General features: G+C 64.2%; 28 protein-coding genes. 17 read left to right on the forward strand and 11 right to left on the reverse strand.

Features of this window, described 5'->3' with window-relative positions; genetic code table 11:
• Positions 1-2 precede the first annotated feature (2 nt).
• From flgD to AB4136_RS14520, 3 genes are all read left to right on the forward strand, one after another.
• Complete coding sequence (gene flgD / locus AB4136_RS14510; protein ID WP_024925798.1) at positions 3-422, forward strand: flagellar hook assembly protein FlgD; 420 nt, start codon at positions 3-5, stop codon at positions 420-422.
• Positions 423-432: 10 nt separating this feature from the next.
• Positions 433-699, forward strand: a complete 267-nt coding sequence (gene fliQ, locus AB4136_RS14515) for a flagellar biosynthesis protein FliQ (protein WP_024925799.1) — start codon at positions 433-435, stop codon at positions 697-699.
• Between the two features lie 147 nt (positions 700-846).
• Positions 847-2,511, forward strand: coding sequence for an MFS transporter (locus AB4136_RS14520; RefSeq protein ID WP_036254655.1), 1,665 nt, complete (start codon positions 847-849; stop codon positions 2,509-2,511).
• Positions 2,512-2,535: 24 nt separating this feature from the next.
• Here the strand turns inward: AB4136_RS14520 and AB4136_RS14525 are convergent, their stop codons facing one another.
• Positions 2,536-4,317, reverse strand: a complete 1,782-nt coding sequence (locus AB4136_RS14525; protein WP_036254657.1) for a chloride channel protein — start codon at positions 4,315-4,317, stop codon at positions 2,536-2,538.
• Positions 4,318-4,603: 286 nt separating this feature from the next.
• Here AB4136_RS14525 and flhA point away from each other — a divergent pair, with 286 nt between their 5' ends.
• The 7 genes from flhA to AB4136_RS14560 all read left to right on the forward strand — a co-directional run bounded on the left by flhA (position 4,604) and on the right by AB4136_RS14560 (position 9,951).
• On the forward strand, positions 4,604-6,691 hold the full coding sequence (flhA, locus tag AB4136_RS14530) for a flagellar biosynthesis protein FlhA (RefSeq protein WP_024925802.1): 2,088 nt from the start codon (positions 4,604-4,606) through the stop codon (positions 6,689-6,691).
• A gap of 8 nt (positions 6,692-6,699) precedes the next feature.
• Positions 6,700-7,452 carry a flagellar biosynthetic protein FliR gene (gene fliR, locus AB4136_RS14535; RefSeq protein WP_024925803.1) on the forward strand — a complete coding sequence of 251 codons (753 nt, stop codon included), beginning with the start codon at positions 6,700-6,702 and terminating at the stop codon, positions 7,450-7,452.
• A 4-nt stretch (positions 7,453-7,456) separates the two neighbouring features.
• Entirely contained in the window at positions 7,457-7,843 is a 387-nt protein-coding gene (locus AB4136_RS14540) for a hypothetical protein (protein WP_024925804.1), read from the forward strand.
• An 88-nt stretch (positions 7,844-7,931) separates the two neighbouring features.
• Positions 7,932-8,477 carry a rod-binding protein gene (locus AB4136_RS14545; RefSeq protein WP_024925805.1) on the forward strand — a complete coding sequence of 182 codons (546 nt, stop codon included), beginning with the start codon at positions 7,932-7,934 and terminating at the stop codon, positions 8,475-8,477.
• A gap of 5 nt (positions 8,478-8,482) precedes the next feature.
• The gene (locus tag AB4136_RS14550; RefSeq protein WP_024925806.1) at positions 8,483-8,893 is read left to right on the forward strand and encodes a hypothetical protein; all 411 of its coding nucleotides are present in this window, start codon (positions 8,483-8,485) and stop codon (positions 8,891-8,893) included.
• Between the two features lie 12 nt (positions 8,894-8,905).
• The gene (locus AB4136_RS14555) at positions 8,906-9,436 is read left to right on the forward strand and encodes a hypothetical protein (RefSeq protein WP_024925807.1); all 531 of its coding nucleotides are present in this window, start codon (positions 8,906-8,908) and stop codon (positions 9,434-9,436) included.
• 230 nt (positions 9,437-9,666) lie between these two features.
• Positions 9,667-9,951 (forward strand): SCP2 sterol-binding domain-containing protein, encoded by a 285-nt coding sequence (locus tag AB4136_RS14560; RefSeq protein WP_024925808.1) that lies wholly within the window; start codon positions 9,667-9,669, stop codon positions 9,949-9,951.
• A 102-nt stretch (positions 9,952-10,053) separates the two neighbouring features.
• Here AB4136_RS14560 and AB4136_RS14565 read toward each other — a convergent pair whose 3' ends face one another.
• Both AB4136_RS14565 and odc2 read right to left on the reverse strand, forming a co-directional pair.
• Positions 10,054-10,629, reverse strand: a complete 576-nt coding sequence (locus AB4136_RS14565) for a GNAT family N-acetyltransferase (RefSeq protein ID WP_024925809.1) — start codon at positions 10,627-10,629, stop codon at positions 10,054-10,056.
• Between the two features lie 95 nt (positions 10,630-10,724).
• Positions 10,725-11,858 (reverse strand): ornithine/lysine decarboxylase, encoded by a 1,134-nt coding sequence (gene odc2, locus AB4136_RS14570; RefSeq protein ID WP_024925810.1) that lies wholly within the window; start codon positions 11,856-11,858, stop codon positions 10,725-10,727.
• Positions 11,859-12,395: 537 nt separating this feature from the next.
• Here odc2 and AB4136_RS14575 point away from each other — a divergent pair.
• The 4 genes from AB4136_RS14575 (at position 12,396) to AB4136_RS14590 (ending at position 16,397) form a co-directional block, all read left to right on the forward strand.
• A complete protein-coding gene (locus AB4136_RS14575) occupies positions 12,396-13,595 on the forward strand; it encodes an amidase (RefSeq protein WP_024925811.1) in 1,200 nt (399 codons plus the stop codon).
• Positions 13,596-13,599: 4 nt separating this feature from the next.
• On the forward strand, positions 13,600-14,499 hold the full coding sequence (locus tag AB4136_RS14580) for a LysR family transcriptional regulator (protein WP_024925812.1): 900 nt from the start codon (positions 13,600-13,602) through the stop codon (positions 14,497-14,499).
• Between the two features lie 83 nt (positions 14,500-14,582).
• Positions 14,583-15,251: a DUF1007 family protein gene (locus AB4136_RS14585; protein WP_024925813.1), complete on the forward strand. Its 669-nt coding sequence runs from the start codon at positions 14,583-14,585 to the stop codon at positions 15,249-15,251.
• A gap of 6 nt (positions 15,252-15,257) precedes the next feature.
• Positions 15,258-16,397 (forward strand): nickel/cobalt transporter, encoded by a 1,140-nt coding sequence (locus AB4136_RS14590; RefSeq protein WP_024925814.1) that lies wholly within the window; start codon positions 15,258-15,260, stop codon positions 16,395-16,397.
• A gap of 32 nt (positions 16,398-16,429) precedes the next feature.
• Here the strand turns inward: AB4136_RS14590 and denD are convergent, their stop codons facing one another.
• The 4 genes from denD to AB4136_RS14610 form a co-directional block, all read right to left on the reverse strand.
• Positions 16,430-17,395: a D-erythronate dehydrogenase gene (gene denD / locus AB4136_RS14595; RefSeq protein ID WP_024925815.1), complete on the reverse strand. Its 966-nt coding sequence runs from the start codon at positions 17,393-17,395 to the stop codon at positions 16,430-16,432.
• A 1-nt stretch (position 17,396) separates the two neighbouring features.
• Complete coding sequence (locus tag AB4136_RS14600; RefSeq protein ID WP_024925816.1) at positions 17,397-17,603, reverse strand: hypothetical protein; 207 nt, start codon at positions 17,601-17,603, stop codon at positions 17,397-17,399.
• A gap of 62 nt (positions 17,604-17,665) precedes the next feature.
• Positions 17,666-18,643 (reverse strand): cation diffusion facilitator family transporter, encoded by a 978-nt coding sequence (locus AB4136_RS14605; RefSeq protein WP_024925817.1) that lies wholly within the window; start codon positions 18,641-18,643, stop codon positions 17,666-17,668.
• Positions 18,644-18,849: 206 nt separating this feature from the next.
• Complete coding sequence (locus AB4136_RS14610; protein ID WP_024925818.1) at positions 18,850-19,527, reverse strand: GNAT family N-acetyltransferase; 678 nt, start codon at positions 19,525-19,527, stop codon at positions 18,850-18,852.
• Between the two features lie 83 nt (positions 19,528-19,610).
• Here AB4136_RS14610 and AB4136_RS14615 point away from each other — a divergent pair, with 83 nt between their 5' ends.
• Positions 19,611-20,819: a pyridoxal phosphate-dependent aminotransferase gene (locus AB4136_RS14615; protein ID WP_024925819.1), complete on the forward strand. Its 1,209-nt coding sequence runs from the start codon at positions 19,611-19,613 to the stop codon at positions 20,817-20,819.
• A complete protein-coding gene (locus AB4136_RS14620) occupies positions 20,816-21,124 on the forward strand; it encodes a Kazal-type serine protease inhibitor family protein (RefSeq protein WP_024925820.1) in 309 nt (102 codons plus the stop codon). The genes AB4136_RS14615 and AB4136_RS14620 overlap by 4 nt, the downstream gene beginning before the upstream one ends.
• Before the next feature lie 72 nt (positions 21,125-21,196).
• On the opposite strand, the gene AB4136_RS14625 is transcribed toward AB4136_RS14620, so the two are convergent.
• From AB4136_RS14625 to trhO, 4 genes are all read right to left on the reverse strand, one after another.
• Entirely contained in the window at positions 21,197-21,487 is a 291-nt protein-coding gene (locus tag AB4136_RS14625) for a hypothetical protein (RefSeq protein WP_024925821.1), read from the reverse strand.
• Between the two features lie 83 nt (positions 21,488-21,570).
• Positions 21,571-22,326 carry an SDR family oxidoreductase gene (locus tag AB4136_RS14630; RefSeq protein ID WP_024925822.1) on the reverse strand — a complete coding sequence of 252 codons (756 nt, stop codon included), beginning with the start codon at positions 22,324-22,326 and terminating at the stop codon, positions 21,571-21,573.
• A 340-nt stretch (positions 22,327-22,666) separates the two neighbouring features.
• Complete coding sequence (locus tag AB4136_RS14635; RefSeq protein WP_024925823.1) at positions 22,667-23,386, reverse strand: tellurite resistance TerB family protein; 720 nt, start codon at positions 23,384-23,386, stop codon at positions 22,667-22,669.
• Positions 23,387-23,536: 150 nt separating this feature from the next.
• Positions 23,537-24,466: an oxygen-dependent tRNA uridine(34) hydroxylase TrhO gene (trhO, locus tag AB4136_RS14640; RefSeq protein WP_024925824.1), complete on the reverse strand. Its 930-nt coding sequence runs from the start codon at positions 24,464-24,466 to the stop codon at positions 23,537-23,539.
• 180 nt (positions 24,467-24,646) lie between these two features.
• Between trhO and AB4136_RS14645 the strand changes: the two genes are divergently transcribed.
• The gene (locus AB4136_RS14645) at positions 24,647-25,339 is read left to right on the forward strand and encodes an N-acetylmuramidase family protein (protein ID WP_024925825.1); all 693 of its coding nucleotides are present in this window, start codon (positions 24,647-24,649) and stop codon (positions 25,337-25,339) included.
• Positions 25,340-25,566 lie beyond the last annotated feature (227 nt).

Genomic DNA, 25,566 nt, shown 5'->3' on the forward strand with positions numbered 1-25,566 from the left:
TCATGGCCGTCGACATGAACACCAACAACACCACCTACTCGAACAACACCCAGCCCTCGGAGCAGAAGTCGAAGACCTCGGTCGACTACCAGTCGTTCCTCAAGCTTCTCGTCGCCCAGATGAAGAACCAGGATCCGACCAAGCCGATGGATTCGACCCAGTATGTGGCCCAGCTTGCCACCTTCTCGCAGGTCGAGCAGTCAGTGCAGATGAACAAGCGGCTTGAATACATCCTGCAATCCTCGGCTCTGTCGCAGGCCGATTCACTCATCGGCCGCCAGCTGACCTCGGCCGACGGCAAGGACACCGGCGTGGTCAAGGAAGTGAAGTTGGCCAGCGATGGCCTGATCGCGATCCTGGCCAACGGCAAGGAAGTGCCGGTGCTGCCGGGCGTTTCCATCAAGCCCGCGCCGACCACCTGAGGTTTCGCCTGTGAACGAGGCCGACGCACTCGATATCGTCCAGTTCGCGGTCTGGACGGTGCTTACCGCCTCGGCGCCCGTCGTGCTGGTAGCTATGGTGGTGGGCATCGGCATCGCGCTCATCCAGGCGCTGACGCAGATCCAGGAAATCACGCTGACCTTCGTGCCCAAGATCGTCGCCATCATGCTGGTCGTGGCGTTGACCGGCCCCTTTGTCGGTGGCCAGATCTCGGCCTTCACCAACGTCGTCTTCGAGCGAATCCAGCACGGCTTCTGACCTGGGTCAAAATCTGGGCCGCTGTGGCGGGATTCTATCCGCCGCCTGGACCAGTCCAATTTCGAAAAGGCGTTCGCCTTTTCCGCAGTCTCGTCTAATTTCGTCGGCAAACGCAGCCATTAAGAGCGGCGATTCACGAGACGAGACATGCCTCACGACAGCGGTCCGGCGATCGAGGACGAGCCGAGTAGCCAGCGCATTTCAGCGCTCGCACCCTTTCAGCACGGCATCTTCCGCGCGGTCTGGAGCGCCAGCCTGGTTTCTAATCTGGGCGGGTTGATCCAAGGCGTTGGCGCCGCCTGGATGATGACGCAGATCGCCACCTCGCCCTATCAGGTGGCGCTGGTGCAGGCATCCACGACGCTACCGATCATGCTGTTCGCGCTCGTCGCCGGTGCCATCGCCGACAGCTACAACCGCCGCAAGGTGATGCTGATCGCGCAGAGCTTCATGCTGGTGGTGTCGCTGCTTTTGATGGTGTTCACCCACCTCAACCTGCTCACCCCCTGGCTGCTTCTGGCCTTCACCTTCCTGATCGACTGCGGCACGGCATTGAACAGCCCGTCCTGGCAGGCATCCGTCGGCGACATGGTTCCGCGCAACAAGGTGCCGGCGGCAGTGGCGCTCAACTCGATGGGCTTCAACCTCACCCGCAGCGTCGGTCCGGCGCTCGGCGGCATCATCGTGGCGACGGCCGGCGCCGCCGCCGCTTTCGCCGCGAATGCCGTCAGCTATGTCGGCCTGATCGTCGTGATGGCGCGCTGGAAACCGAACCTGCCGGTTTCCGGCCTGCCGCGCGAATCTCTCGGCGCCGCGATGGGTGCCGGACTGCGCTATGTCGCCATGTCGCCACATATCGGCAAGGTTCTGGTACGCGGCTTCATGTTCGGCTTCAGCGCCGGCGCGGTGCTGGCCCTTCTGCCTCTGGTGACGCGCGACCTCGTCAAGGGCGGGGCGCTGACCTATGGCATCATGCTCGGCGCATTCGGCATCGGCGCGGTCATCGGCGCGCTGACCAGCGCGCGGCTGAGACAAATGCTGTCCAGCGAAACCATGGTGCGCTCGGCCTTTCTCGGCTTCGCGCTCTGCGCAACCGTCGCCGCCATCAGCCCCGCCGCCTGGCAGGTGGCGCTCGGTCTCTTGGTGGGTGGCGCCTGCTGGGTCACCGCGCTCTCGCACTTCAACGTCACCGTGCAGATGTCGACGCCGCGCTGGGTGGTTGGGCGGGTGCTGTCCATCTATCAGATGGCGACCTTCGGCGGCATCGCGCTGGGCAGCTGGATCTGGGGCGTGACCGCCGACACCCATGGCCCGAGCGTCGCCCTTCTGGCGGCGGCGGCCACGATGCTTGTCGGTGCCGCCATCGGCTTCTTCCTGCCGCTGCCGCAGCACATCGCGCCCAATCTCGACCCGCTCGACCGCTGGCGCGAGCCGATGCTGGCGCTGGACCTCAGGCCGCGTTCGGGGCCGATCGCCGTGATGATCGAATACGTCATCAAGGAGGAAGACGTTCCGGAGTTCCTCAAGGTGATGACCGAGCGCGGTCGCGTCCGCCGCCGCGACGGCGCCCGCAACTGGGTGCTGGCGCGCGACCTCGAACATCCGGAAGTGTGGATGGAAAGCTACCACACGCCGACCTGGCTGGATTACATCCGCCACAACAAGCGCGCGACCCATGCCGACGCCGAAATCACCGAACGCATCCGCGCCCTGCATTCCGGCACCGAGCGACCCAGAGTGCGGCGCATGATCGAGCGCCCGACCAACCCGAACGGCTATTACGGCACGCCGAAGCCGCACGAGGAGCACTAGAGCGCCGCGCCAGGGTAACGCCGCTCAGCTTTCTCCCGAAAGATCGCGCCGCGCCTTGTCGAGCTCTTCCGTATAGCGGCGCAGCATATGGCCCTCGGTGAGCAGACCGACGACCATCCGGCTTTCGAAGTCGTCGACAACCGCAAGCTCTTCGGCGCCGGCGCGCTGGAAGGTCTCGGCCGCCGACTGAACGTTCATCGACGGCACCAGCACCGAATTGGCGGAGCGCGCCAGCGTCAGCACCGTACTTGCGCTGTCGGGCACGTCGCCATAGGCGTCCGAGACGATGACCATGCCGACATAGCGGCCATCGCCATCAACGACGATGACGCGCTGCGCCGAGCCAAGCGGCACCTTCTCGCGGAATTCCGCGATGGTGGTGGCCGCACTGATGGTGCGAGTTTCCTTGCGCATCATCACGCCGACGGTGAGGCTGCGCATCCAGCCGACATCCTGCGCCGAACGGATCGTCTCGCCGCGCAGGTGGAAACGCCAGGTCGAGAAGGAATAGCCAAATGTCTCGCGTACCAGGATCGAGGTCATGATCGCGGCGGCCAACACCACGCCGGTCAGCGTCAGGTCACCTGTCGATTCCAGCGCCAGGAAGGTCATGGTCAGCGGCCCGCCGATGATGCCAACCGCCATCGACGTCATGCCGACCACGGCGGCAATGGCGGGATCGATGCCGGACGCGGGTGCGATCAGCAACATCAGCGCCGCGAAAATCTTGCCGAGCAGCGCGCCGAGCAGCAGCGAAGCGAAAAACAGACCGCCGCGGAAACCGGAACCCAGCGAGATAACCGAGGCGGCGATCTTGAGCAGGAAAACGGAAGCGATGACGGTGAGCCCGTAATTCATCGCGAATTCGCGGTGCAGCGCGCCATGGCCGCTGGACAGGACCTGCGGGGTAATGAGGCCGAGCAGCCCGACCGCGCAGCCGCCGAGGAACGGCCTGAGCGACGCATCGATCGAAAGCCGGGTCAGGCCACGCTCGACAGTCGCCACCATATACATGATGGCGATTGCGATACCGCCGGCGATCAGGCCAAGCGCGAGGAACGGCAGATACTGGCTGGCAGTCAATGTCGGCACGGCGCCAAGTTCCAGCGGGAACGGCGCGCCGCCCAGCCAGTTCGTCACCAGCGTGGCGCAGATGGCCGCCGTCATCACCGGCGCGACATTGGCGATGGAGTAGATGCCGATGATCAGTTCGAACCCATAGAAGGCGCCGGTCAGCGGTGCGTCGAAGGCGGCCGCGATGGCGCCGGCGGCGCCGGCGCCGACGAGAATGCGCACATCGTTGCGCCGCATGCGGAAGAACCGCGCCAGCCGCGAGCCGAAGCCGCCGCCGACTTGCGTATAACCTGCCTCTAGGCCAACCGAGGCGCCGAAGCCGGACGACAGAATGGTCTGGCCGGCAATGATGAAAGTGTCGGTCAGCGACATGCGCCCACCATAAAGCGCGTTGGCCTCGATCGGGTCGACCGGCGTGCGGAACTTGCGCTTGCGCAGCCAGATGATGGAAAGGCCGAGCAACAACCCGCCGATCGCCGGGGTCATCGCCTGCAACGGGTTGCCCAGCGAAAACATCGCAGACAGGCGTCCGCCTGCCGGCACGTCGAACAGCAGCCAGTGCATGCCCTGCACCAGCGCGCTCATCGCCGTCACCGCAGCCCCCGAAAAAGCGCCGACAACGGCCGCGATAAAGACGACGATGATGCCGCGCGCTTCCAGCACGGGAACGGAACGGACCAGAAGGGCGCGCAGGCGACGGGCGTGGACGGGCAGCGAATGGGTCGAAGACAACGGACGGCTCGCGAATGTCTCATGAGGCACCAAGCCCCAACCGCCTGATACGCCTGACTTTATGGCATGACAACGGCGAATGCCGACACAGTTTGTCGGACTGGTGGAACCGAGCGCCGCGGTTCATCGGCCGCCGGCGAGCTCCAGGTCCTGGAAGCCCGAAAACCAGGCAACGGCTTTTGCCGCTCAACCGACCGCGTCTCACCCCTCGCGCAAGCTTGGCCGGTTACGGTGCATGGCCCGGATTGCCGTTCCGGGCCTGGCAGGCATTGGACGTGAGGTAGATATGGCCATCAGCGAGAGCATTTCGGCGGGCGCCGTGCCGCGCAGCAGCCGCGATATCTTCTTCGCGCTGGGTATCGTCGTCATCCTGGCGGTGCTGTTCCTGCCGATCCCGGCTTTCCTCATCGACGTCGGCCTCGCCTTTTCGATCGCGCTGTCGGTGCTGATCCTGATGGTGGCGCTGTGGATCCAGCGCCCACTCGATTTCTCGTCCTTCCCAACGGTGCTGCTGATCGCCACGATGCTGCGCCTGTCGCTGAACATCGCCACGACCCGCATGATCCTGTCGCACGGCAATGAAGGGACCCACGCCGCCGGCTATGTCATCAGCGGCTTTTCGAAGCTGGTCATGTCGAGCGACTTCGTCATCGGCCTGATCGTGTTCCTGATCCTCATCGTGGTGAACTTCATCGTCATCACGAAGGGCGCGACGCGTATCGCCGAAGTCGGCGCCCGTTTCACCCTCGACGCCATTCCCGGCAAGCAGATGTCGATCGACGCTGATCTTTCCGCCGGCATGATCGACGACAAGACCGCGCAACTGCGCCGCCGTGAACTGGAGGAAGAGTCTTCCTTCTTCGGCTCGATGGACGGCGCTTCCAAATTCGTGCGCGGCGACGCCATCGCCGGCCTCATCATCACCGCCATCAACATCGTCGGCGGTATCGCCATCGGCTATCTGCGCCATGGCATGGGTCTCGGCGAGGCGGCCGACGTCTTCATCAAGCTTTCGGTCGGCGACGGCCTCGTCACCCAGATCCCGGCGCTGATCGTTTCGCTGGCCGCCGGCCTGCTGGTTTCCAAGGGTGGCACGCGCGGCTCGGCCGACCAGGCGGTGTTCGGCCAGCTCGGCGCCTATCCGCGCGCGCTTTATGTGGCGGCCGCTTTGCTCGGCCTGCTGGCGCTGATGCCGGGCCTGCCGATGTTTCCCTTCGTTACGCTGGGCGCCGGCATGGCCGCCATGGGCTACATCATTCCGCTGCGCCACAACCGCCGCGTGGCCGAGCAGGAGGAAGCGCTCGGCAAGGAGGCCGCCGCCAAGGTCGAGGAAGAGAAGAATTCGGTGAAGGCCTCGCTGGCCACCGCCGAGATCGAACTGCTGATCGGCAAGCAGCTTTCGACCAAGCTGCTCACCTCGCACCAGGAACTGGCGTTCCGCATGGGCAAGATGCGCAAGAAGTTCGCCGCGCAATATGGCTTCGTGGTGCCGGAGGTGAAGCTCAGCGACGACTTCGGCATCCCGCCGAAAAGCTACCAGATCAAGATCCACGGCACGGTGGTGGCCGAGCACCAGATGCGCGTCGGCGAACTGATGGTGCTGTTGGGTACCCGCGACCTGCCGGAAATCCCCGGCGAGGAAGTGCGCGAGCCAGCCTTCGGCATGCGCGCCTATTCGGTGATGGAAGCTTTCGCCGAGGACCTGAAGCGCGAGCAATATACGTTCGCCGACAACATGTCGGTGCTACTCACTCACCTGTCCGAGGTGATCCGCAACAACCTGCCGCAGCTCCTCTCCTACAAGGACATGAAGGCGCTGCTTGATCGCCAGGACCCCGAATACCGCAAGCTCGCCGACGAGATCTGCACCTCGCACATCTCCTATCCCGGCCTGCAGGCGGTGCTGAAGCTGCTGCTCGCCGAGCGCGTGTCGATCCGCAATCTGCATCTCATCATCGAGGCGATCGCCGAGATCGCGCCGCATGTGCGGCGCACCGAGCAGATCGTCGAGCATGTGCGCATCCGCATGGCGCAGCAGATCTGCGGCGACCTGACCGAGGGCGGCGTACTCAAGGTGCTGCGCCTCGGCAACCGTTGGGACCTCGCCTTCCACCAGAGCCTCAAGCGCGACGCCAAGGGCGAGGTGCGCGAGTTCGACATCGACCCGCGCCAGCTCGAGGAATTCGGCCAGGAAGCCACCAAGGCGATCCGCCAGCACATGGAGGCCGGCGAGCGCTTCGTGCTGGTCACCGCGCCCGACGCTCGCCCCTATGTCCGCATGATCATCGAGCGCCTGTTCACCACGCTGCCGGTGCTCAGCCATGTCGAGATCGCCAAGGGTGTCGAGATCAGGGTGCTCGGGACCATTTCGTGACGATGGGACTGACCACCCTCTCGCAAAGTTTTATCCTGGCGGCGTTCCTCGCCTTCTGCCGTGTCGGCGCCTGCCTGATGCTGATGCCGGGCCTTTCCTCCATCCGGCTGCCGATGCAGATCCGCCTGTTCGCGGCGGTGGCCGTCACTGTCGGCCTGCTCGCCTTCCTGTGGGACAACATCTATCCCCATGTCGATATGCGGCCGGCCATCTTCGTGCCGATGATCTTTTCCGAGCTTCTGGTCGGCGCGCTGATCGGCACCCTGACCCGGCTCTACATGGAGGCGCTGCGTTTCATCGGTGCAGCGATCGCCATGCTGATCGGCTATGGCGGCGTCGGCGGTCCGGCCATCGAGGAGCCCGAACCGCAGGCGGCACTTGCCGCGTTGATCTCGTTCGCGGCGCTGATGCTCCTGTTCGCGCTCAACTTCCACCATGAGGTGATCCGCGCGCTGGTTGCGTCCTACAAGGTAGCGCCGGTCAACGTCTTCTTCAGCGGCCAGGCTTCGCTGGTCGATGTCACCGACACGCTTTCCGAGGCCTTCCTGCTGGTGCTGCGGCTGGGCAGCCCCTTCGTCGCCTACGCCATCCTGGTCAATCTGGCGATCGGCTTCGTCAACAAGCTGACGCCGCAGATCCCCATCTACTTCATCTCGCTGCCCTTCGTAATCGCCGGCGGCCTGATCCTGTTCTACTTCGCCGTGCCGACGCTGCTGTCGCTGTTCGGCGACGGCTTCATCGAAACGACGCTGGCAAGGTGAGGCGATGACAACGCGCAAGGACCGCCTGAAGAAGCTGGTGCAGGTGCAGGAACAGTTGCGAGCTCTGCACGAAATGCGCCGCGCCGGCTTCCTGGCGCAGGCGCAGACCGCCGAACAGGAAGCGGCGGAACTCGCCCAGCGTTTCGACGCGCCGGATTCGCTATCGACGCTGTTTCCCGAAATCTACCAGCAGCGCATCGCTGGGGCGCTGGCGCGGCGCGACCAAAATCTCGAAGGTGCACGCCTCGAGGCCGGAAGCCTCGCCACGGCCACCGCCCGCACCAACATGGTCGAGCGCGCCTATCGCGACGCACGGCGCCAGGATGAACGCCAGCGCTCTGATCGCGAGCGGCTCGATCTGATCGAGATGAAGCGCGGCAGCGACGGATGACAACGCCGGGGGCGCTTTTGCCTCGTAAGCCTGCGGCAAGCTTGTTCAGCCATCATCACTCAACCCGAAATCGGAAGAAGGTACAGCTTTGGCGATCTCCCCTCCCAGCGACATCGTACTGGACGTGGCCCGCGCCGCGGAGCCGATGGACGTCGAGGCCGCGCGCGCCGCGCTGACCAAGCGCGCCGGCGGTGCCAACGTCGCCTTCTCGCTTGGCGGCGACATGGCCTCGCGCCCCGCGGATCCACCGGCCGGCACCGACCGCAGCAAGGACTTCAAGCGCTTCGAAGCGATGGTGCTGCAGACCTTCATCCAGAACATGCTGCCCAAGGATAGCCAGAACGTCTACGGCAAGGGCCTGGCCGGCGACATGTGGAAATCGCAGCTGGCCGAACACCTCGCCAACGTCATGGCCGAGCGCGGCGGCATCGGCATCGCCCGCTCGATGCTGACCGACCACTATCGCGATGGCGAAAAGACCTTGCCGGTCGGAACCGTCTCCGGCGGGCCGGAAAAAGCAGCGATCGACGAGCAGAACCGGTTGTCGGATTCGCTCGTGCAGGAAATGCAGCGCCGCATGGTCCGCACGATGAGCGGTGATGCGACGCCCGTTGAAACAAAGTCCAAGGTTTAGGAACGATGATGGATCACTCGGAACACACTTCTGGCCTGGTTGCGCATTCCGACCTCAACGTGTCCAGGATCGGCAGCCTCAACGCCATCATCAATCGCATCGAGGAAGCGGTCGAGACCGAAACGGCGGCGATCCGCACCGACGTGAATTTCGATCTGAAGGCCTCGAATGCGCGCAAGAGCCGCTGCCTCTACGAGCTCAACCGCGTCATGAAGACCGTCACCCCCGAGGAGCTCGCCTCCGAGCATCAGGAAGGCCTGCTGCGCCTGCGCGGCAAGCTGGAACGCAACGAGGCGGCCCTTCTCGCTCACCTCAGCGCCGTCAGCGAGGTGGCGAACCTGATGAAGAGCGCCATCCAGTATGCCGAGACCGACGGCACCTATTCCGCCGGCGAATTCGGCTGGGCGCGTTCGTAACGGCCCCGTCCCATGATCAAGTTCGTCATCGCAGCGCTATGGATCGTCGCCGCCACCGTCGGCGCGGTCTTCTACGCCTTCCAGGCGGCCGGCGCGCGTGGCGACGATCCGCCACCGAAACCCTTGCTCGGCGGACTGGACTATGTCTCGACCGAGATCATCTCGGTGCCGCTGATCCGCAACTCGACCGTCGAGGGTTATTTCCTGACCAAGCTCGTCTACACGGTCGAGCCGAAAGAGATGGCCAAGCTGTCAGTACCGGCCGCAGCGCTGATCACCGACCAGGTCTATTCCTATCTCTACGCCAACCCGCAGATCGACTTCTCCAAGCAGGCGACGATCGATCTGGACAAGTTCCGCAATTCGATCCGCGACACCGTCAACGCCCGCGTCGGCATTGACCTGATCCACGAGGTCCTGGTCAATCAGGTCAACTATCTCAGCAAGGACGAAGTGCGCGACAACGCCATCAAGCGGCGCAGCGGCGCAGAACCGACGGAACCGGCGATGAACAAGGTTCCGCCGCCGACATCCGCGCACTGAGCTCCACGGATCAGTCCATTCTGGCGGCAAAATCGCTGGTGCGGTGAGCCCCATCGGCACGCCGCATTTGTCACCGAAATCACGTTGACGTAAACGTCAATCAAAGGCTATATGCGTGCTCGACGGCCGACAAGCTCGGGCGCGCAGGCGCTCGCCACCGGTCCGCACGGGTTCGGAACGGTCCGGACTGCACAACTGGCGCAAATGCGCCGTTAACAAGGGAGACAGTCATGGGCGTTCAGGAAATCGCAGATCAGCTCAAGTCCAAAGTTGCCAGCGCCGGCTTCGACAAGTCGGTGAAGTTCGATACCGGCGCCGACGGCGTCATCGTCATCGACGGCGCGACCGTTTCGACCACCGACGCCCCGACTGACTGCACCATCAAGCTCTCGCTCGACAATCTGGAATCGCTGCTTGCCGGCGACCTCAACCCGACCATGGCCTTCATGACCGGCAAGTTGAAGGTCGAGGGCGACATGACGGTCGCCATGGCGCTGAGCCAGCTCGTCGGCTGACCCGAAGACCATCGCCGAGATACTACCACGGCCTTGTCCTGGCGTATCGGCCAGAAATCAATGATAACGGCGGCAGATTGAGCTGAAAGCTACCTGCCGCCTTCAGGCCGCCACGATCCGCATTCCCGCCCGCTCGCCGGCCTTGCGCCCAGCGGCCTTCAGCGTACCGTGCGCGCCGTCCAGCGCGCCCTCCGCCAACTCCAACGCCAGGAAGCGGTCGCGCTCATAAGGGCCGGGCATCGCCAGGCGACCGGTCTTTTCAGCCGAGAAGCCGAAACGCCCGTAATAGGGTGCATCGCCGACCAAGAGCACGGCGCGATGGCCGAGCCTGCCGGCTTCAGTGATCGCCTGCCGCATCAGCGCCGAGCCGATGCCGGCGCTCTTCACCATCGGATCGACCGCAAGCGGACCGAGCAGCAGGGCTGGCGCACCACCCTCGCCCAGCCGCACATCCCAGAGCCGCACGGTGCCGACGATGGCACCGGTCTCGTTGCGGGCAACGAAAGCCAAGCCTTCGGACGGGCGGCGTCCGCGCCGCAGCTTTTCCGACGACTTGCGCTTACGGCCCGCGCCCATGGCGCGGTCGAGCAGCGCTTCGCGCGCGGCAGCGTCGGCGCCGTTCTCGGCGGTGATGATGAAGGCAGGCAGCGCTGCCGGGAGAATTTTGGCGATGTCCATTTCCGCGATCCTTCACGAGCGGAGGTGTTCCACAAGCGAACCCACCGCCGGCATTGCTGCCGGCGAGCGGGATGATCTGACGAGCTTTGCGCCCGTCAGATCACGTAGGATCGGAGAGGCTCGAAGCCGTTGAAGGCGACCGCCGAATAGGTGGTCGTATAGGCGCCGGTGCCTTCGATCAGCACCTCGTCGCCGATGGTCAGCGACAAAGGCAGCGGATACGGCGCCTTCTCGTACATCACGTCGGCCGAATCGCAGGTCGGTCCGGCGAGCACGCAGGGAGCCACCTCGCCACCGTCATGCGCGGTCACGATCGGGTAGCGGATCGCCTCGTCCATCGTCTCGGCGAGACCGCCGAACTTGCCGATGTCGAGATAGACCCAGCGCACATTGTCGTTGTCGGCCTTCTTCGAGATCAGCACGACTTCCGACTTGATGACGCCCGCATTGCCGACCATGCCGCGGCCCGGCTCGATGATGGTCTCCGGGATGTCGTTGCCGAAGTGCTTGCGCAGCGCGCCGAAGATCGCCTGGCCATAGGCCTGCGCCGCCGGCACATCCTTCAGGTAACGGGTCGGGAAGCCGCCGCCCATGTTGACCATCTTCAAGACGATGCCTTCCTCGGCAAGCGTCGCGAACACGCGCTTGGCATCGCCCAGCGCACGGTCCCAGGCGGTCAGGTCGGTCTGCTGCGAGCCGACATGGAACGACACGCCATAGGCGTCGAGGCCCAGCACCTTGGCGCGGCGCAGCACGTCGACCGCCATCGCCGGCACGCAACCGAACTTGCGCGACAACGGCCATTCGGCGCCTTCGCCGTCGGTCAGCACGCGGCAGAACACGCGCGCGGCCGGAGCGGCGCGGGCCACCTTTTCCACCTCTTCGACGCTGTCGACGGCGAACAGGCGGATGCCGAGCGCATAGGCCTTAGCGATATCGCGCTCCTTCTTGATGGTGTTGCCGAAGGAGATGCGGTCGGCGGGCGCGCCGGCGTCCATCGCCATCTCGGCCTCGGCAACCGACGCGGTGTCGAAAGACGAGCCCATCGCTGCGAGCAGGCGCAGGATTTCCGGCGCCGGGTTTGCCTTCACCGCGTAGTAGATCCGGGAATCGGGAAGCGCCTTCTCGAAGGCGCGGAAGTTATCGCGCACGACATCGAGGTCGACGACGAGGCAAGGGCCTTCGGGGCGTCGGGTGGCGAGGAAATCGAGTACACGTTGCGTAGCCATCGGAACCTCCATCGCACCAGGCGGTGCGTGCAAAGGTGCGGAACGCGGGCCTTCTGCCTCGCGAACACGCGGTCAAACAAAGGCGGGACGAAAATCCGATGGTACCAGCCGGTGGAGACCCCGGAACCATGGAAAGCCGTCTCGCGGCGATGGACCTAGCCTTGCCCGGCTATGATCCGCTTTGTCTGCCTTGGCTTGGATGGGAAATCCCAACCGCACTGCCGGCAATGAGGGTGTGCCTCTTCAGTAACCCCGGTCTATGGACAACCGGAAAACACCAGAAAGGCCCGCACCGTCGTTGCTTCAAGACGTCCTCGGATCGGCGGTTGGCCGCTGAACCGACCGGGCTCGTTACTTCCCGGGTACCGTCCCGATATCCTCGCCATTCGAGGGTCGGGGGACGCCCACAGGCACGTGCGACTTTGGGCAAGCGCGATATAGGCGCGCATGCTTTCACAATCAATTAAAATCGAACCCCGGCTTGAAAAAATTCGGCTGTCGAACGACTGTGGACGCACAGTATCCAGATATTGAACGATGCCCAGCCAGCGCGACCCCTTCAATGCCTTCCTCGATTTGCCACAAGTGGCTGTTTCCCATGCACAATCCGGCCCGCTAGCCGGCCTGTCCCTGGCCGTGAAGGACATTTTCGACGTCGCTGGCTACGTCACCGGCTGCGGCAATCCCGACAAGGGCGAAAACGGCGCAGCAGCGGCTAAAACGGCACCCACGGTGCGAAAACTGCTCGATGCCGGCGCGCGATTCGTCGCCAAGACACAGACCGACGAGCTCGCTTTCTCGCTGATGGGTCAGAACGCCCATTTTCCAAGGCCTGTGAACCCGGCCGCCCCCAACCGTGTCACTGGCGGGTCGTCCTCGGGCTCGGCAGCGGCCGTTGCCAGCGGTCTTGCCGACATCGCAACGGGCTCCGACACCGGCGGCTCGATCCGCGCGCCGGCAAGCTTCTGCGGCCTGATCGGACTGCGCACCACCCATGGCGCGATCTCGCTTGAAGGCACCATGCCGTTGGCGCCCAGTTTCGATACCTTCGGCTGGTTCGCACGGGACATCGGGACCTACGAGAAGGTGGCGGAGGTGCTATTTGGGAGAGAGGATGCGGTGAGCCTCGCTCACCCGCGCCCCTTCCGCCTCGCAGCCCTCAACGACCTGCTGCTGGGCAATGTGGAAGCGGCGGAATATCGCCGCATGATTGACGCCATCGCGCCAATCCTCGGCGAATCCAAGATCGCCCCTGCCCTCACCCACGACCTTGACGACCTCTACTGGTGCTTCCGCAAACTGCAGGCTTCCGAAGCCTGGGGTTCGCATGGCCGCTGGATCGAAGAGGGTGACCGCCGCCTCGGTCCGGGCGTCAAGGAGCGGTTTGCCTATGGCGCCAGCATCGACCAAGGTACCGTGACGACCGAAACCGCGTGCCGCGCCTCCTTCCGCGCCGAACTCGCCGACCGTCTCGGCGACGACGGCATCCTCGTCCTGCCGACCGTACCGGGCGCGGCACCGTTGGCAGCTTCGAGTTTCGACGAAACGCAGGCCTATCGCGAGCGTGCCTTGCATCTGCTTTGCCTGTCCGGGCTTTCCGGCTTCCCGCAGATCACGCTGCCGCTTGGAACCGTCGATGGCGCGCCATTCGGCATCTCGCTGCTCAGCCCGCAAGGCAGCGACCTCGCGCTTGTCCGGCTTGGGCGGCGTATTCTCGAAACAGCCGGAAAGGCCTGACGCGATGGACACTCTCACCCGCATGCGCGCCTTCATCGACGTGGTCGAGGCGGAGGGTTTTTCGGCCGCAGGTCGCAAGATCGGCCGTTCGAAGGCGCTGCTCTCCAAATATGTGCGCGAACTGGAAGACGAACTCGGCGCGCTCTTGCTCAATCGCACCACCCGTCAGTTCTCGCTGACCGAGGCCGGCCATACCTATTACAAACGCGCCTCCGAGATCGTGCGCGAGATCGACAGCCTGTCGGACGCGGTGCGCGACAGTTCCGGCGACGTGCGCGGCAGGATCAAGCTTTCGGCGCCGCGCACCATGGCGGACGCGGCGGTCGGTCAATCGATGATCGATTTCGCCAGGCAATATCCGGACGTCTCGCTGGAGGTGCATCTCGACGATCGCTTCGTCGACCTTGTCGAGGAAGGCTTCGACCTCGCCATCCGCATCACGCGGCTTGAAAACTCCTCGCTGATCGCCCGCAAGCTGGCGCCGTTTACGCTGAAACTCTGCGGTTCGCAGGAGCTGATCGCCAAATATGGCAAGCCGACCCGCCCTCAGGACCTGGCGCACATGCCCTGCGTGGTCGACACCAATGGCCGCTGGGCCTCCAACTGGCCGTTCCGTGGCGACGACGGCGACATCACCAGTGTTCCGATCAGCGGCCCGATGATGGTCAACAGCCCCATCACCACCCGCATGGCGGCCCTCGCCGGCCTGGGCTTTGCCCTGCTGCCGGATTTCGTCGCCGCACCGGAAATCAAGAGCGGCCGGCTGATCTCGCTGCTCGAGGACCGCATCGACTTCAACGGCGGCATTTTCGCGGTCTATCCGCACCGCCGCTACCTGCCGGCGAAGGTGCGTGTCTTCGTCGACTTCATGGTGCAGTGGTTCAAGACGCACGAAACGTCATAACATTTTCGTTAGCCCGGTCCCACTTTCGCCCGGTTTCTGGTAACCCTCGGGGCCATGCTCATCCGAAGGAATCGCCAGGGTCCATGAACGTCCGGGGACGAATAGCCACTACGGCCGCGGCCTTCGGCGCCTTGCTTACCGGCACGGTGCCGGCCATGGTCCACCCGCACGTCTTTGCCGAGGCCCGCCTCGACGTCGTGCTTTCCCCCGACCATCAGTCGATCGCGGCATTGCGCCACCTCTGGCGCTTCGACGAATTGTTCTCCTCGACGGTGCTGATGGAGTTCGACAAGAATTCCGACCTCAAGCTCGACGATGCCGAGCTGAAGGAAGTGGCCAACACCATTAAGGCGTCGCTGGCCGAGTACAATTATTTCCAGATGGTCACCGTCGACGGCAAGGACGTCAAGATGAAGGCGCCGGCCGACATCGTCGCCTCCTTCGACAACAACCAGCTCATCGTTCTGTTCGAAGACCAGCCGCAGCAACCACTCAGGCTGAAAGGCAAGATCGACCTCGGCGTCTACGATCCGACCTTCTATACCGCCATCGACTTCACCGACGATACCAACCTCTCGGTGAAGGACCTGCCTTCCTCCTGCAACCGCTCCGTCATCCGGCCGGACCCGGACCAGGCGATCGCCCAGAACCAGAAGACCCTGACGGAAGCGTTCTTCAACGATCCGACAGGCACGGACATGAGCAAGATCTTCGCGACCAAACTCGAGTTGAACTGTCGGCCAGAAGGGTAACCCCCCGTGACCAAGACGACGACACGCCTGATCTTCTGCCTGCTGGCGACGGCCTTCGTGACGGCGCAGCTGGCCGGCCACGCCCACGCGCAGAGCTCGCTGGGCATCGGCACCAATGACGCGATGGCGCCGAGCACCGGCCTGTTTTCCGGCTTCCTGACCTGGGTCAACTTGCGCCAGCAACAATTCTACCACGCGCTCGCCGACGCCATCAAAGCGATGCGCCAGGACGGTTCGAAACTCTGGCTGCTGATCGGCCTGTCCTTCGTCTACGGCATCTTCCATGCCGCCGGCCCTGGCCACGGCAAGGCCGTGATTTCCTCCTACATGCTGGCCAATGAAGTGGCGCTGAGGCGCGGCATCCTGCTCTCCTTCATCTCCGCCTTCCTGCAGGCGATCACCGCCATCGTGGTGATGCTGCTTGCCTATTTCGTGCTGCGCGGCACCTCGATCTCGATGACCGACACCGCCTGGTTCCTGGAGATCGCGTCTTACGCCTTCGTGACGGTCTTCGGCGCCTGGCTATTGTGGCGCAAGCTCGGCCCGGCGGTGAAGCGCTTGTTCGGCGCGGCACCCACCTACAGCCTGTCAGCCGCGCATGCCCATGCCGGCGGCCACAGCCATGCCGACCATGGTCATGCCCGCGCGGCACATTCGCATGACCATTCCGCCCACGACCATCATGACCACGGGCACGATCACCACGATCATGCCGGCCATGATCATCACCACCACGACCACCATCATCACGATCATGGCCCGGGCCAGGTCTGCGAGAGCTGCGGTCATTCGCATGCACCCGACCCGACCCTGCTCGCCGGCGACCGCTTCGACTGGCGCAGCGCCTGGACGGCGGTTGCCGCCGTCGGCATCAGGCCCTGCTCCGGCGCGCTGATCGTGCTGTCCTTCGCCTTCCTCAACGGCCTGTGGGCTGGCGGCATCCTGTCGGTGCTGGCGATGGCGGTGGGAACGGCGATCACCGTCTCCCTGCTCGCCACGCTGGCAGTGACGGCCAAGGACTGGGCCGTGATGCTGGCCGGCGACGGCCGTTTCGGCAACCGCGTCCATTCCGCCATCGAAATCGGCGGCGCGGCGATGGTGTTCCTGTTCGGCCTTATCCTGCTGACGGCCAGTCTGCGAGCTTAAGCGCTGTCTCCCCTTGCGGTGGAGAAAAACACCTACTCGCCCAGTTCATCCTCGATATGCGCATGGATGATAGCATCGAAACTGGTCTCCGCTTCGAAACCCAGTTCCCGTGCGCGGCGTGCCTCGAAGCGGGTCGGCCAGTTCTTGACGATCGCCCACACCGCCTCGTCCGGCGCCTCGCGGATCAGCGCGACCGCTTTTACACCGGCGACGCGGCCAAGCGCCTCGATCTGCTCGGCGACGCTGACCCCGACACCCGGCATGGTGATGTTGCGGCGCGGGCCTACGGTCGCGCCGTCGATCTCGGCGGCGCGGATCAGGAACCCGACCGCCGAGCGCGGGCTGGCATGGGTGTGCACCACCGAACGCGGCACCGGCAGCATCGCCTCGACGCCGTTCAGCGGCTCACGGATGATGCCGGAGAAGAAACCGGAAGCGGCCTTGTTCGGCTTGCCGGGCCTGACACAGATCGTCGGCAGGCGAATGCCGATGCCGTCGAAGAAGCCGCGTCGCGAATAGTCGGCCAGCAGCGCCTCGCCGACCAGTTTCTGCGTGCCGTAGGAGGTCAGCGGCGTGGCGTGGAAATCGTCGGGAATGACCGGCGGAAACGGTGCGCCGAACACGGCGATCGACGAGGTGAAGACGACGCGTGGATTGTAAGCCGCCACCCTGATCGCGTCGAACAGTGCTCTCGTGCCGTCGAGGTTGACCCGGTAGCCGAGGTCGAAATTGGCTTCCGCCTCCCCGGAGACGACACCGGCCAGATGGAAGACGATGTCTGGGCGCGTTCTCAAAAGCGCGTCGGCCGCGCCGGGCGCGGCAAGGTCGCCGGTGTGGATGGTGGTCGAAATGCCGGCCGCGACAGGCGTTTTCGGCGCCACGATATCATGCAGGTCTAGCGCTGCGATGCGCCTGCCGCGCAGCGCGCCGTCCTTCGCCAGTCGCGTCGTGAGCTTGCGGCCGATCATACCGGCCGCACCGGTGATCAGCACGCGCATATCAGTTTCCCTTTCGCCGCTGGGCGCGGCTGCGCAGCCAGAACACGAGGAAGAAGGCCGCCACGAACAGCACCGCGACAATGCCGGCCAGCACCGTCGAGATATTGCCGATCGCTAGCATGATCGTTGGAAGATAGAAGGCCGTCACGCCGAACAGAAGCATGATCGACAGCGCGGCGATGGCCGAGCGCTTGCTTTCGCGGTCCATGGTGGGTCCGATCCCGGGTCTCGGTTTCCGTTTGTCGACGTCTCGTTAGCACAGCCTGCCGTTCAATGCAGGTGCCTGGGCTGCGGTGAGACGCCACGCACGGCCTCTCGCGGGCGGCCGTCCTCGGCGCGGCGGTCGAATTCGATTTCCACGGTCGCATGGCTGATGTCGTGCCCGGCACGCAGGCGGCTTTTTATGGCGTCGACGGCGACATGCGCGTCCACGCCGTCCTTCAGGCTGGCATGCAGCGTCGCCATGTTGCGGGCCCCGTCGATGGACCACAAATGCACGTGATGAACCTCGCGCACGCCGGGCACATTGTCCTGGAGGTCGTTGACGATGGCGTCGCGGTCGAGTCCCGCCGGCGTTCCCTCCAGCAATACATGTGCGGCCGCCCGCATCAGGTTCCAGGCCGTCGACAGGATCAGAACGGCCACCAACACCGACAGGATGGGATCGATCGGCGTCCAGCCGGTTGCCAGGATCACCAGCGCCGCGACGATGGCGGCCAGCGATCCCAAAATATCGCCCAGCACATGCAGGAGCGCACCGCGCATGTTGAGGCTTCCGCGGTCGCCGCCATGCAGGATCACGAAGCCCGCGACATTGACAGCCAGGCCCAGCGCCGCGACCACAAGCATCGGCCCGCCGAGCACCGGTAGCGGCGCCTGGAAGCGCCGCCACGCCTCGTAGCAGATCCACAACGCCACCAGGAAGATTGCGAGGCCGTTGGTATAGGCGACCAGCGTCTTGACGCGGCCATAACCATAGGTGTGCCGGCCGTTGGCCGGCCTCTCGCCGAGATGGAAGGCGTACCAGGCGAGCCCCAGCGCGATTGCGTCGGTCAGCATGTGGCCGGCATCGGCAAGCAGCGCCAACGAACCGGTTAGCAGGCCGCCGATCACTTCGGCGACCATGAAACCACCGGTCAGAACCGCCGCGGCGAGAACGCGCTTCTTGTCGGCGGCACCAAGATCGTGCCCGCCTGCATCATGGTCTTGGCTGTACGAACCGTGGTCGTGCGAATGATCATATCCCATCAGCCAACCCTCTTGGCGGGGGAACTTAAATCAATTCATTTGGATATAGAAGCATTCCGCTGCCATCCAGCGGCCACTAATCTTCGACTTTAGTACAAGATATTCAGAAACCAGCCGGCTAAGGATAAAATTCAACTAAAAATCCCCTGCCCGCCCTATGGACCACGCTTTTCGCACCGAGTCATTTAAGTTCGGCTCAGCAGCCGTCAATGTGATCGGAACGCCTCCAGACGCCGCTTCTGCTGCCCGGCGGCGTCGAAATTGGCCGGGTCCAGCCAGGCTTCGTAAGCCTTCTTCAGCGCCGGCCATTCCTTGTCGATGATCGAGTACCACGCCGTATCGCGGTTCTCGCTCTTGACCACCAGATGCTGGCGGAAAATACCCTCGAAACTGAAGCCGAAGCGTTCCGCCGCCCGCTTTGACGGTTCGTTGTTGTTGTTGCACTTCCACTCGTAGCGGCGGTAGCCGAGCTCGTCGAAAGCATATTGGGCGAACAGGAACTGTGCCTCGGTCGCCGCCGGCTTGCGCGCGATCAGCGGCCCCCAATAGATGTTGCCGATCTCGATCACGCCAAAGGCGGGCTCTATGCGCATCAACGTCTGCCGGCCGGCGACCTTGCCGCTCGCCTTGTCGATCACCGCGAAAAACAGCGGGTCGCTACTGGCTTCCACCTTGTCCAGCCAGGGCTGGAACGCCGCCCGGCTTTCCGGCGGCACCTCGAACAGCCAGCGGAAGCGGCCGTCGGCGTCGGTCACCGAGGAGGCCTCGAACAGGCCGTCGCCGTGCCGCGCCGCGTCCAGCGGCTCCAGCCGCACATAACGGCCTTCCAGCACCTTGCGCTCCGGACGCGGGCGCGGCTGCCAGTTCTTCAGATCTTCGGACACCATTGGCTCCTTAACGTTTGACAGGGCTCGCGCACCCTTTCAAAAAACACGGATGCGCAACTAGCACCAGCTGGACCAACAAAATGATCCACACAATCCCTGCCTTCGATCGCCTCGGCGAGGAAAATGCCTTCGCGGTGCTCGCCCGCGCTACCGCGCTTGCCGGGCAGGGACGCGACATCGTCAATCTCGGCATCGGCCAACCGGATTTCCGCACGCCGGAACACATCGTCGAGGCCGCCATCAAGGCGCTGCGCGACGGCCACCATGGCTATACGCCGGCCACCGGCCTTGCCGCCACCCGCGAGGCGGTGGTGCGCCGCACGCTCGCCACCACCGGCGTCGAAGTCTCGCCCGACAACGTCATGATCCTTCCCGGCGGCAAGCCGACCATGTTCGCCGCCATCCTGATGTTCGGCGAAGCGGGCGCCGATATCCTCTATCCCGATCCCGGCTTTCCCATCTATCGCTCGATGATCGAATTCACCGGCGCCCGGCCGGTGCCGGTGCCGATCCGCGAGGAAAACGGTTTTGCCTTCTCCGCCGACGAAACGCTGGCGCTGATCACACCCACCACGCGCCTGCTCATCCTCAACTCGCCTGCCAATCCGACGGGCGGGGTGACGCCACGTACGGAGATCGAGAAGCTGGTGAAAGGGCTGGAACGGCACCCGCATGTCGCGATCCTCTCCGACGAGATCTACGACGTGATGACCTATGACGGCGAGCGACATTGTTCGCTGCTCACCTTCCCGGAAATCCGCGACCGGTTGATCGTGCTCAACGGCTGGTCGAAGACCTGGGCGATGACCGGTTGGCGCATGGGCTGGTCGATCTGGCCGAACGGCGACAAGGGCGCGCATCTCTACGACAAGGTGCGCAAGCTGGCGGTCAATTGCTGGTCCTGCGTCAACGCGCCCAGCCAATATGCCGGCATCGCCGCTATCGACGGCCCGCAGGACGAAGTCGCCGCCATGATGCGGGCCTTCGATCGCCGCCGCAAGCTGGTGGTGGAGGGCCTGAATGCCCTGCCCGGCATTTCCTGCATCACGCCGAAGGGCGCCTTCTACGCCTTCCCCAACATCTCCGGCACCGGCTGGAAAGCCAAGAAACTTGCCTCCGCGCTGCTGGAAGAGGCGGGCGTGGCTCTGATCGGCGGACCGGATTTCGGCGTGCTTGGCGAAGGCTACATGCGGCTTTCCTACGCCAACTCGGAAGACAACATCGCCCGTGCCCTGCAAAGGATCGGCGATTTCCTGATCGCGAACGCAAAGACGGGAGGCACCCCATGAGAGGTACAACCCTGTTCGGGCTGATATCGCTGGTGTTTCTCGTTGGCACGTTTCAGGTGTCGGCCGATGAGCCGATAAAAGCCTGCGGCGGCATAAGGGGCCTCTCCTGTAGTGCCAGCCAATTCTGCGAGTTTCCGGTCGAGACCCAATGTGGCCGCGCTGATCGCATGGGCATTTGCATGCAGAGGCCTGAGATTTGCACGGAGCAATATCAGCCGGTGTGCGGTTGCGACGGCAAGACCTACGGCAACGATTGCGCACGCCGCGCCGCAGGCGCTGCCAAGCTCAAGGATGGGGAGTGCTGAATACCGTCAGACCAATGGCGCTGCACTCATTCAACCAATCCCGGCACTGCCGGAAAGCCTATCACCCAAGAATTAGGTGCTTTGCACTTTAGTCAAGCGCAGCGCAACCTCAACGATAAGACGCACTGCCAACAACTGAAGCACTAAGGTCGCCGCACTCATTACCCCTCCAAAGGCGACGATCGATGCCGACGCACCGAGAACAGCTGGAGTTTTGGGAACAAGAAGAAGCCAAATAGTCGTACCCAACGACTCTAAAACAATTCTCATCGTGAAAATAACTAGTGCTAGCCTCCACAGAACGATTGCCAATTTCTCGACGTCTACGCGCTTTAAAACCCAAATATCCGAAAACTTGCTCATCGACACCCCCGACGTCAGACGACACTCTGGCAGAATTTCTGTACCAGGCCAATTTAGACCCGTTTTTATCCGCGGCGACGTTATCAGCCTCGCCCGACCAGCGGCATCTTGGTCGCCATCACCGTCATGAACAGCACGTTGGCGTCGAGCGGCAGGCCGGCCATATAGACCACGGCTTCGGCGACACGTTCGACATCCATCACCGCTTCCGCCGCGATAGTGCCATTGGCCTGAGGTACACCCACCGTCATCGGCACGGCCATTTCGGTCAGCGCATTGCCGATGTCGATCTGCCCGCAGGCGATGTCGAAGGGACGGCCGTCCAGCGCCAGCGTCTTGGTAAGGCCGGTGATCGCGTGCTTGGTCGCTGTATAGGGCACGGAGCCCGGTCGCGGCACCTGTGCCGAAACGGAGCCGTTGTTGATGATGCGCCCACCCATCGGCGTCTGCCGACGCATGGCGCCGAAGGCGGCGCGGGCGCACAGGAAGGAACCGGTCAGGTTGACGGCAACGATGTCGTTCCAGACCTCGACCGGGATTTCGTCGATCGGTGTCGATTTGTAACCCATGCCGGCATTGTTGAAGAGCAGGTCGACCCGTCCGAACGCATCCGTGGTCGTCTTGAACAGCGCCTCGACCTGGTCGGGCTTGGTGATGTCGCAGGCGACCGCCAGCGCCGCCGCCTTGGTCTTGCCGGCAGCCGCGATTGCGGGCTCGAGCACCGCCTTGCGCCGGCCGCAGAACACCGTGTTCCAGCCGTCCTTCAGCAAGGCTGTCGCAACGCTCTTGCCGATGCCGGTACCCGCGCCGGTGACGATTGCCGTGCCCTTGATTGTCATGCCGTCCTCCCCGGCGCATGCCCCCGAAAATCGGAACGGTTTTCGGACAGGATCGGGCGCCAACTTAAAGTGTTAGAGCGTCCTTTGGGCGAACGATAGGGTGCGGCGCTCAACAGAGACCGAGGCATGGCAAATGAATGCCGCCGTGGCAAGCCGCGGCGCGAGGATCAGAGGGATGGATGGAGATGGCCAACAAAAAGGGCGGTCATTGGCGACCGCCCAGTCTGAACCAGCTTGGGAGGAGGATAGCCGATCCGATGCTTAAAATGATGCGCCTGACTGGTTAACGAAAGATTAACGCAGCCGGCGCCGGTCAACCTTGCGCTGTCGCGTCAGCTTCCTACCACTTCGGATTGACGCCGACCGGCGCTTTTGCCGAGGCGACGGTCGCCTCGATATGATCGACCAGCGCGTCGGGCAGGCTGAGCCGTCCGGCCAGCATGTCGAGATAGCCACGCTCGGCGCGTGTGTCCGGGTCGATGGCGAGACGCGAGGCGGTGTAGAGCTCGATCTTCTGCGCCTCGGTCTTCGCGGCGGCAGCGAGCGCGTCGACATCCGTCGGCGCCGCCAGCGCATCCCGAAGGAAGTCGGTGGCCTCGGCGCCGAGGCCCGACAGGCCGACCTTGTCGATGATCTTGCCGCGCTCCGCCTCGTCGATACGGCCGTCCGCCTTGGCGGCGGCGATCATGGCGCGCACGATGGTCAGCGCGAATTCGGCCTCGCCCTGCGGCGCCTGAGCCGGATCGAAGCTGTCGCCGGCCGGCGGCGGCAACAATTCCGGCTCCCTGGCGACATCGGCCGGCTTCTGGCCGGCCTTGTAGTTCTGGTAGGCCTTGTAGGCCAGCCCGCCAATGGCGGCAAGACCGCCAAGCTTGACGGCCGTGCCGGTCACCTGACGCCCCGCGCCGGTGCCCAGAAGCACGGCAGCCAAGGCGCCGGCGGCCAGCGGATTGTCCTTGGCCATCTGAACGGCCTGGCCTGCCTTGTCGCGCACGGTTCCGGTGGCGCCGGGAACTTGCGAGCTCAGAAGATCGTCGAGCAGTTTCTTGGGGTCGAACATCAAGGGCTCCAGCTTGTCTCGGCGGTTTTCATCCGCAGAGGTAGGCGGGCGAAGGCAACATTACAATGACATCGGCGCCTTTCTTGCTGCGTCGCATGCGCATGGAAGGCCCCCCAAACGGGCTTTCGTGCCGCCGGCCAGATGCCGGGATCAACTGCCGATATGCCGGCGGTCGCCGCGCCGGGCGGCCAGTTCGACCTGGCGGTGGCGCTCGGCATAACGGGCGCGGTCGTCGTCGGAGCGCGCCTCATGGCAATGCGGACACGAGATGCCGGCCTTGTAATGAGGCGAAGCCCGCTCCTGCGGCGTCAGCGGATGCCGGCAGGCGCGGCACAGCTCAGCCTCGCCCTCGGCCAGCCCATGCGAGACGGAGACGCGCTCGTCAAAGACAAAACACTCGCCTTTCCAGAGACTTGCGTCTTCCGGTACGTCTTCGAGATATTTCAGGATGCCACCCTTGAGGTGGAAAACCTCGTCGAAACCGAGCGATTTCACATAGGCGGTCGCCTTCTCGCAGCGGATGCCGCCGGTGCAGAACATAGCGACCTTCTTACCTTCCAGCTCGGCGCTGTGGTCGCGCGCCCATTGCGGGAAATCGCGAAAACTCTTGGTTTGCGGATCGATCGCACCCTCGAAGGTGCCCAATGACACCTCGTAGTCGTTGCGGGTGTCGATGACGACGGTGCCCGGATCTGAGATCAGCGCGTTCCAGTCCTTGGCCTCGACATAGGTGCCGACAGCGCCGAGCGGGTCGATGTCCGAGACGCCCATGGTGACGATCTCGCGCTTAAGCCGCACTTTCATGCGATGGAACGGCATCTCGGCCGCTTCCGAATACTTGACCTCGAGCCCGGACAATTCCGCAATGGATTCAAGATGTTCGATGAGCGCCGCAATGGCCTCGGCGCTGCCGGCGACGGTGCCGTTGATGCCTTCATGCGCCAAAAGCAGCGTGCCCTTGATGCCGTGTCCGCAGCAGAAAGCGGCCAGCGGCGCGCGCAGCGCTTCGTGGTCGGCAAGCCTGGCGAAGCGGTAGAGCGCGGCGACGCGAACGGGTCTGGGCGGCGCGGATTGGTTCATCGGGCACGTCCGTACCCCCTCGCGCCTGTGGACACAAGCACGGGGTGGCGGCTCCGGTGCACAAAAAAGCGCCTGCCCGTTCAAGCCCTTGCGCGGCAGGGGCCGGATTCCGGCGCCCGAATTTATACACAGGCCCGCGAACGGTTCGAAAATCGGTCGAAAAATGGAGAACCGTCCGTCATGTTCGATGAAACCGTCAACACCGCAATCCGTCGCGCCGCCCGCGCCGCCGATCTCGACGCCGCAGCCCTGTTTGCTCTCGTCGAGGTGGAAAGCGGCGGCCGGTTTTTCACGAAAATGGACGGCAGGGCCGAACCGCCGATCCGCTTCGAGGGACACTATTTCGACCGCCGGCTGCAAGGGGCCTCCCGCGAGGCAGCACAGGCTGCCGGTCTCGCCTCTCCCGTCGCGGGAGCGGTCGCCAATCCGCGAACCCAGGCGGCGCGCTGGGCGCTGCTGACGCGGGCGGCGGCCATCGACCGCAAGGCCGCCTATGAATCGACCTCCTGGGGTGTCGGCCAGGTCATGGGCGCGCACTGGGCCTGGCTGGGGTTTGCGGACGTCGAGGCGCTGGTGGCCGAAGCGCGCTCCGGTATCGAGGGCCAGTTGCGGCTGATGCTGCGCTATGTCGACAAGGCCGGTCTGGCGCCGGCGCTGCGCAACCGCGACTGGACCGCTTTCGCGCGCGGCTATAACGGCCCCGGCTATCGCCGCAACGCCTATGACCGCAAGCTTGCCGCCGCCTACCGGCGCCATGCCGGCCTGGCCATCGGCACGTTTGAAGAACTGGACAAGGATGAGCCCCCGGCGCCGTCCGCCGATCCGCTCCACCGCCGCGTTCTCAACTGGCTCGGCCGACAGGTCGGTCGCTAAACGTCGGCTCCACACCGCCGGTCGATGGCAAACGCCAGGCTTAAGATTTTCCACCGGCTGACACTGGTTATCCGGCCGACCGACGCTATCCTTCAGGCCAAGCGCCGGTGTGGCCTCCTATCAGTGCGAAGCTACGTGGACTTGGACATGGCCCTCTGCTAGACAAATTTAAATCGGTTGAATTTTTGCCGGAAAACGGCGTCGGCGAGAAGCCGGGAACAACAAGC

The organism is Mesorhizobium sp. 2RAF21 (assembly GCF_052115345.1).
Classification (GTDB): Bacteria; Pseudomonadota; Alphaproteobacteria; order Rhizobiales; family Rhizobiaceae; genus Mesorhizobium; species Mesorhizobium terrae.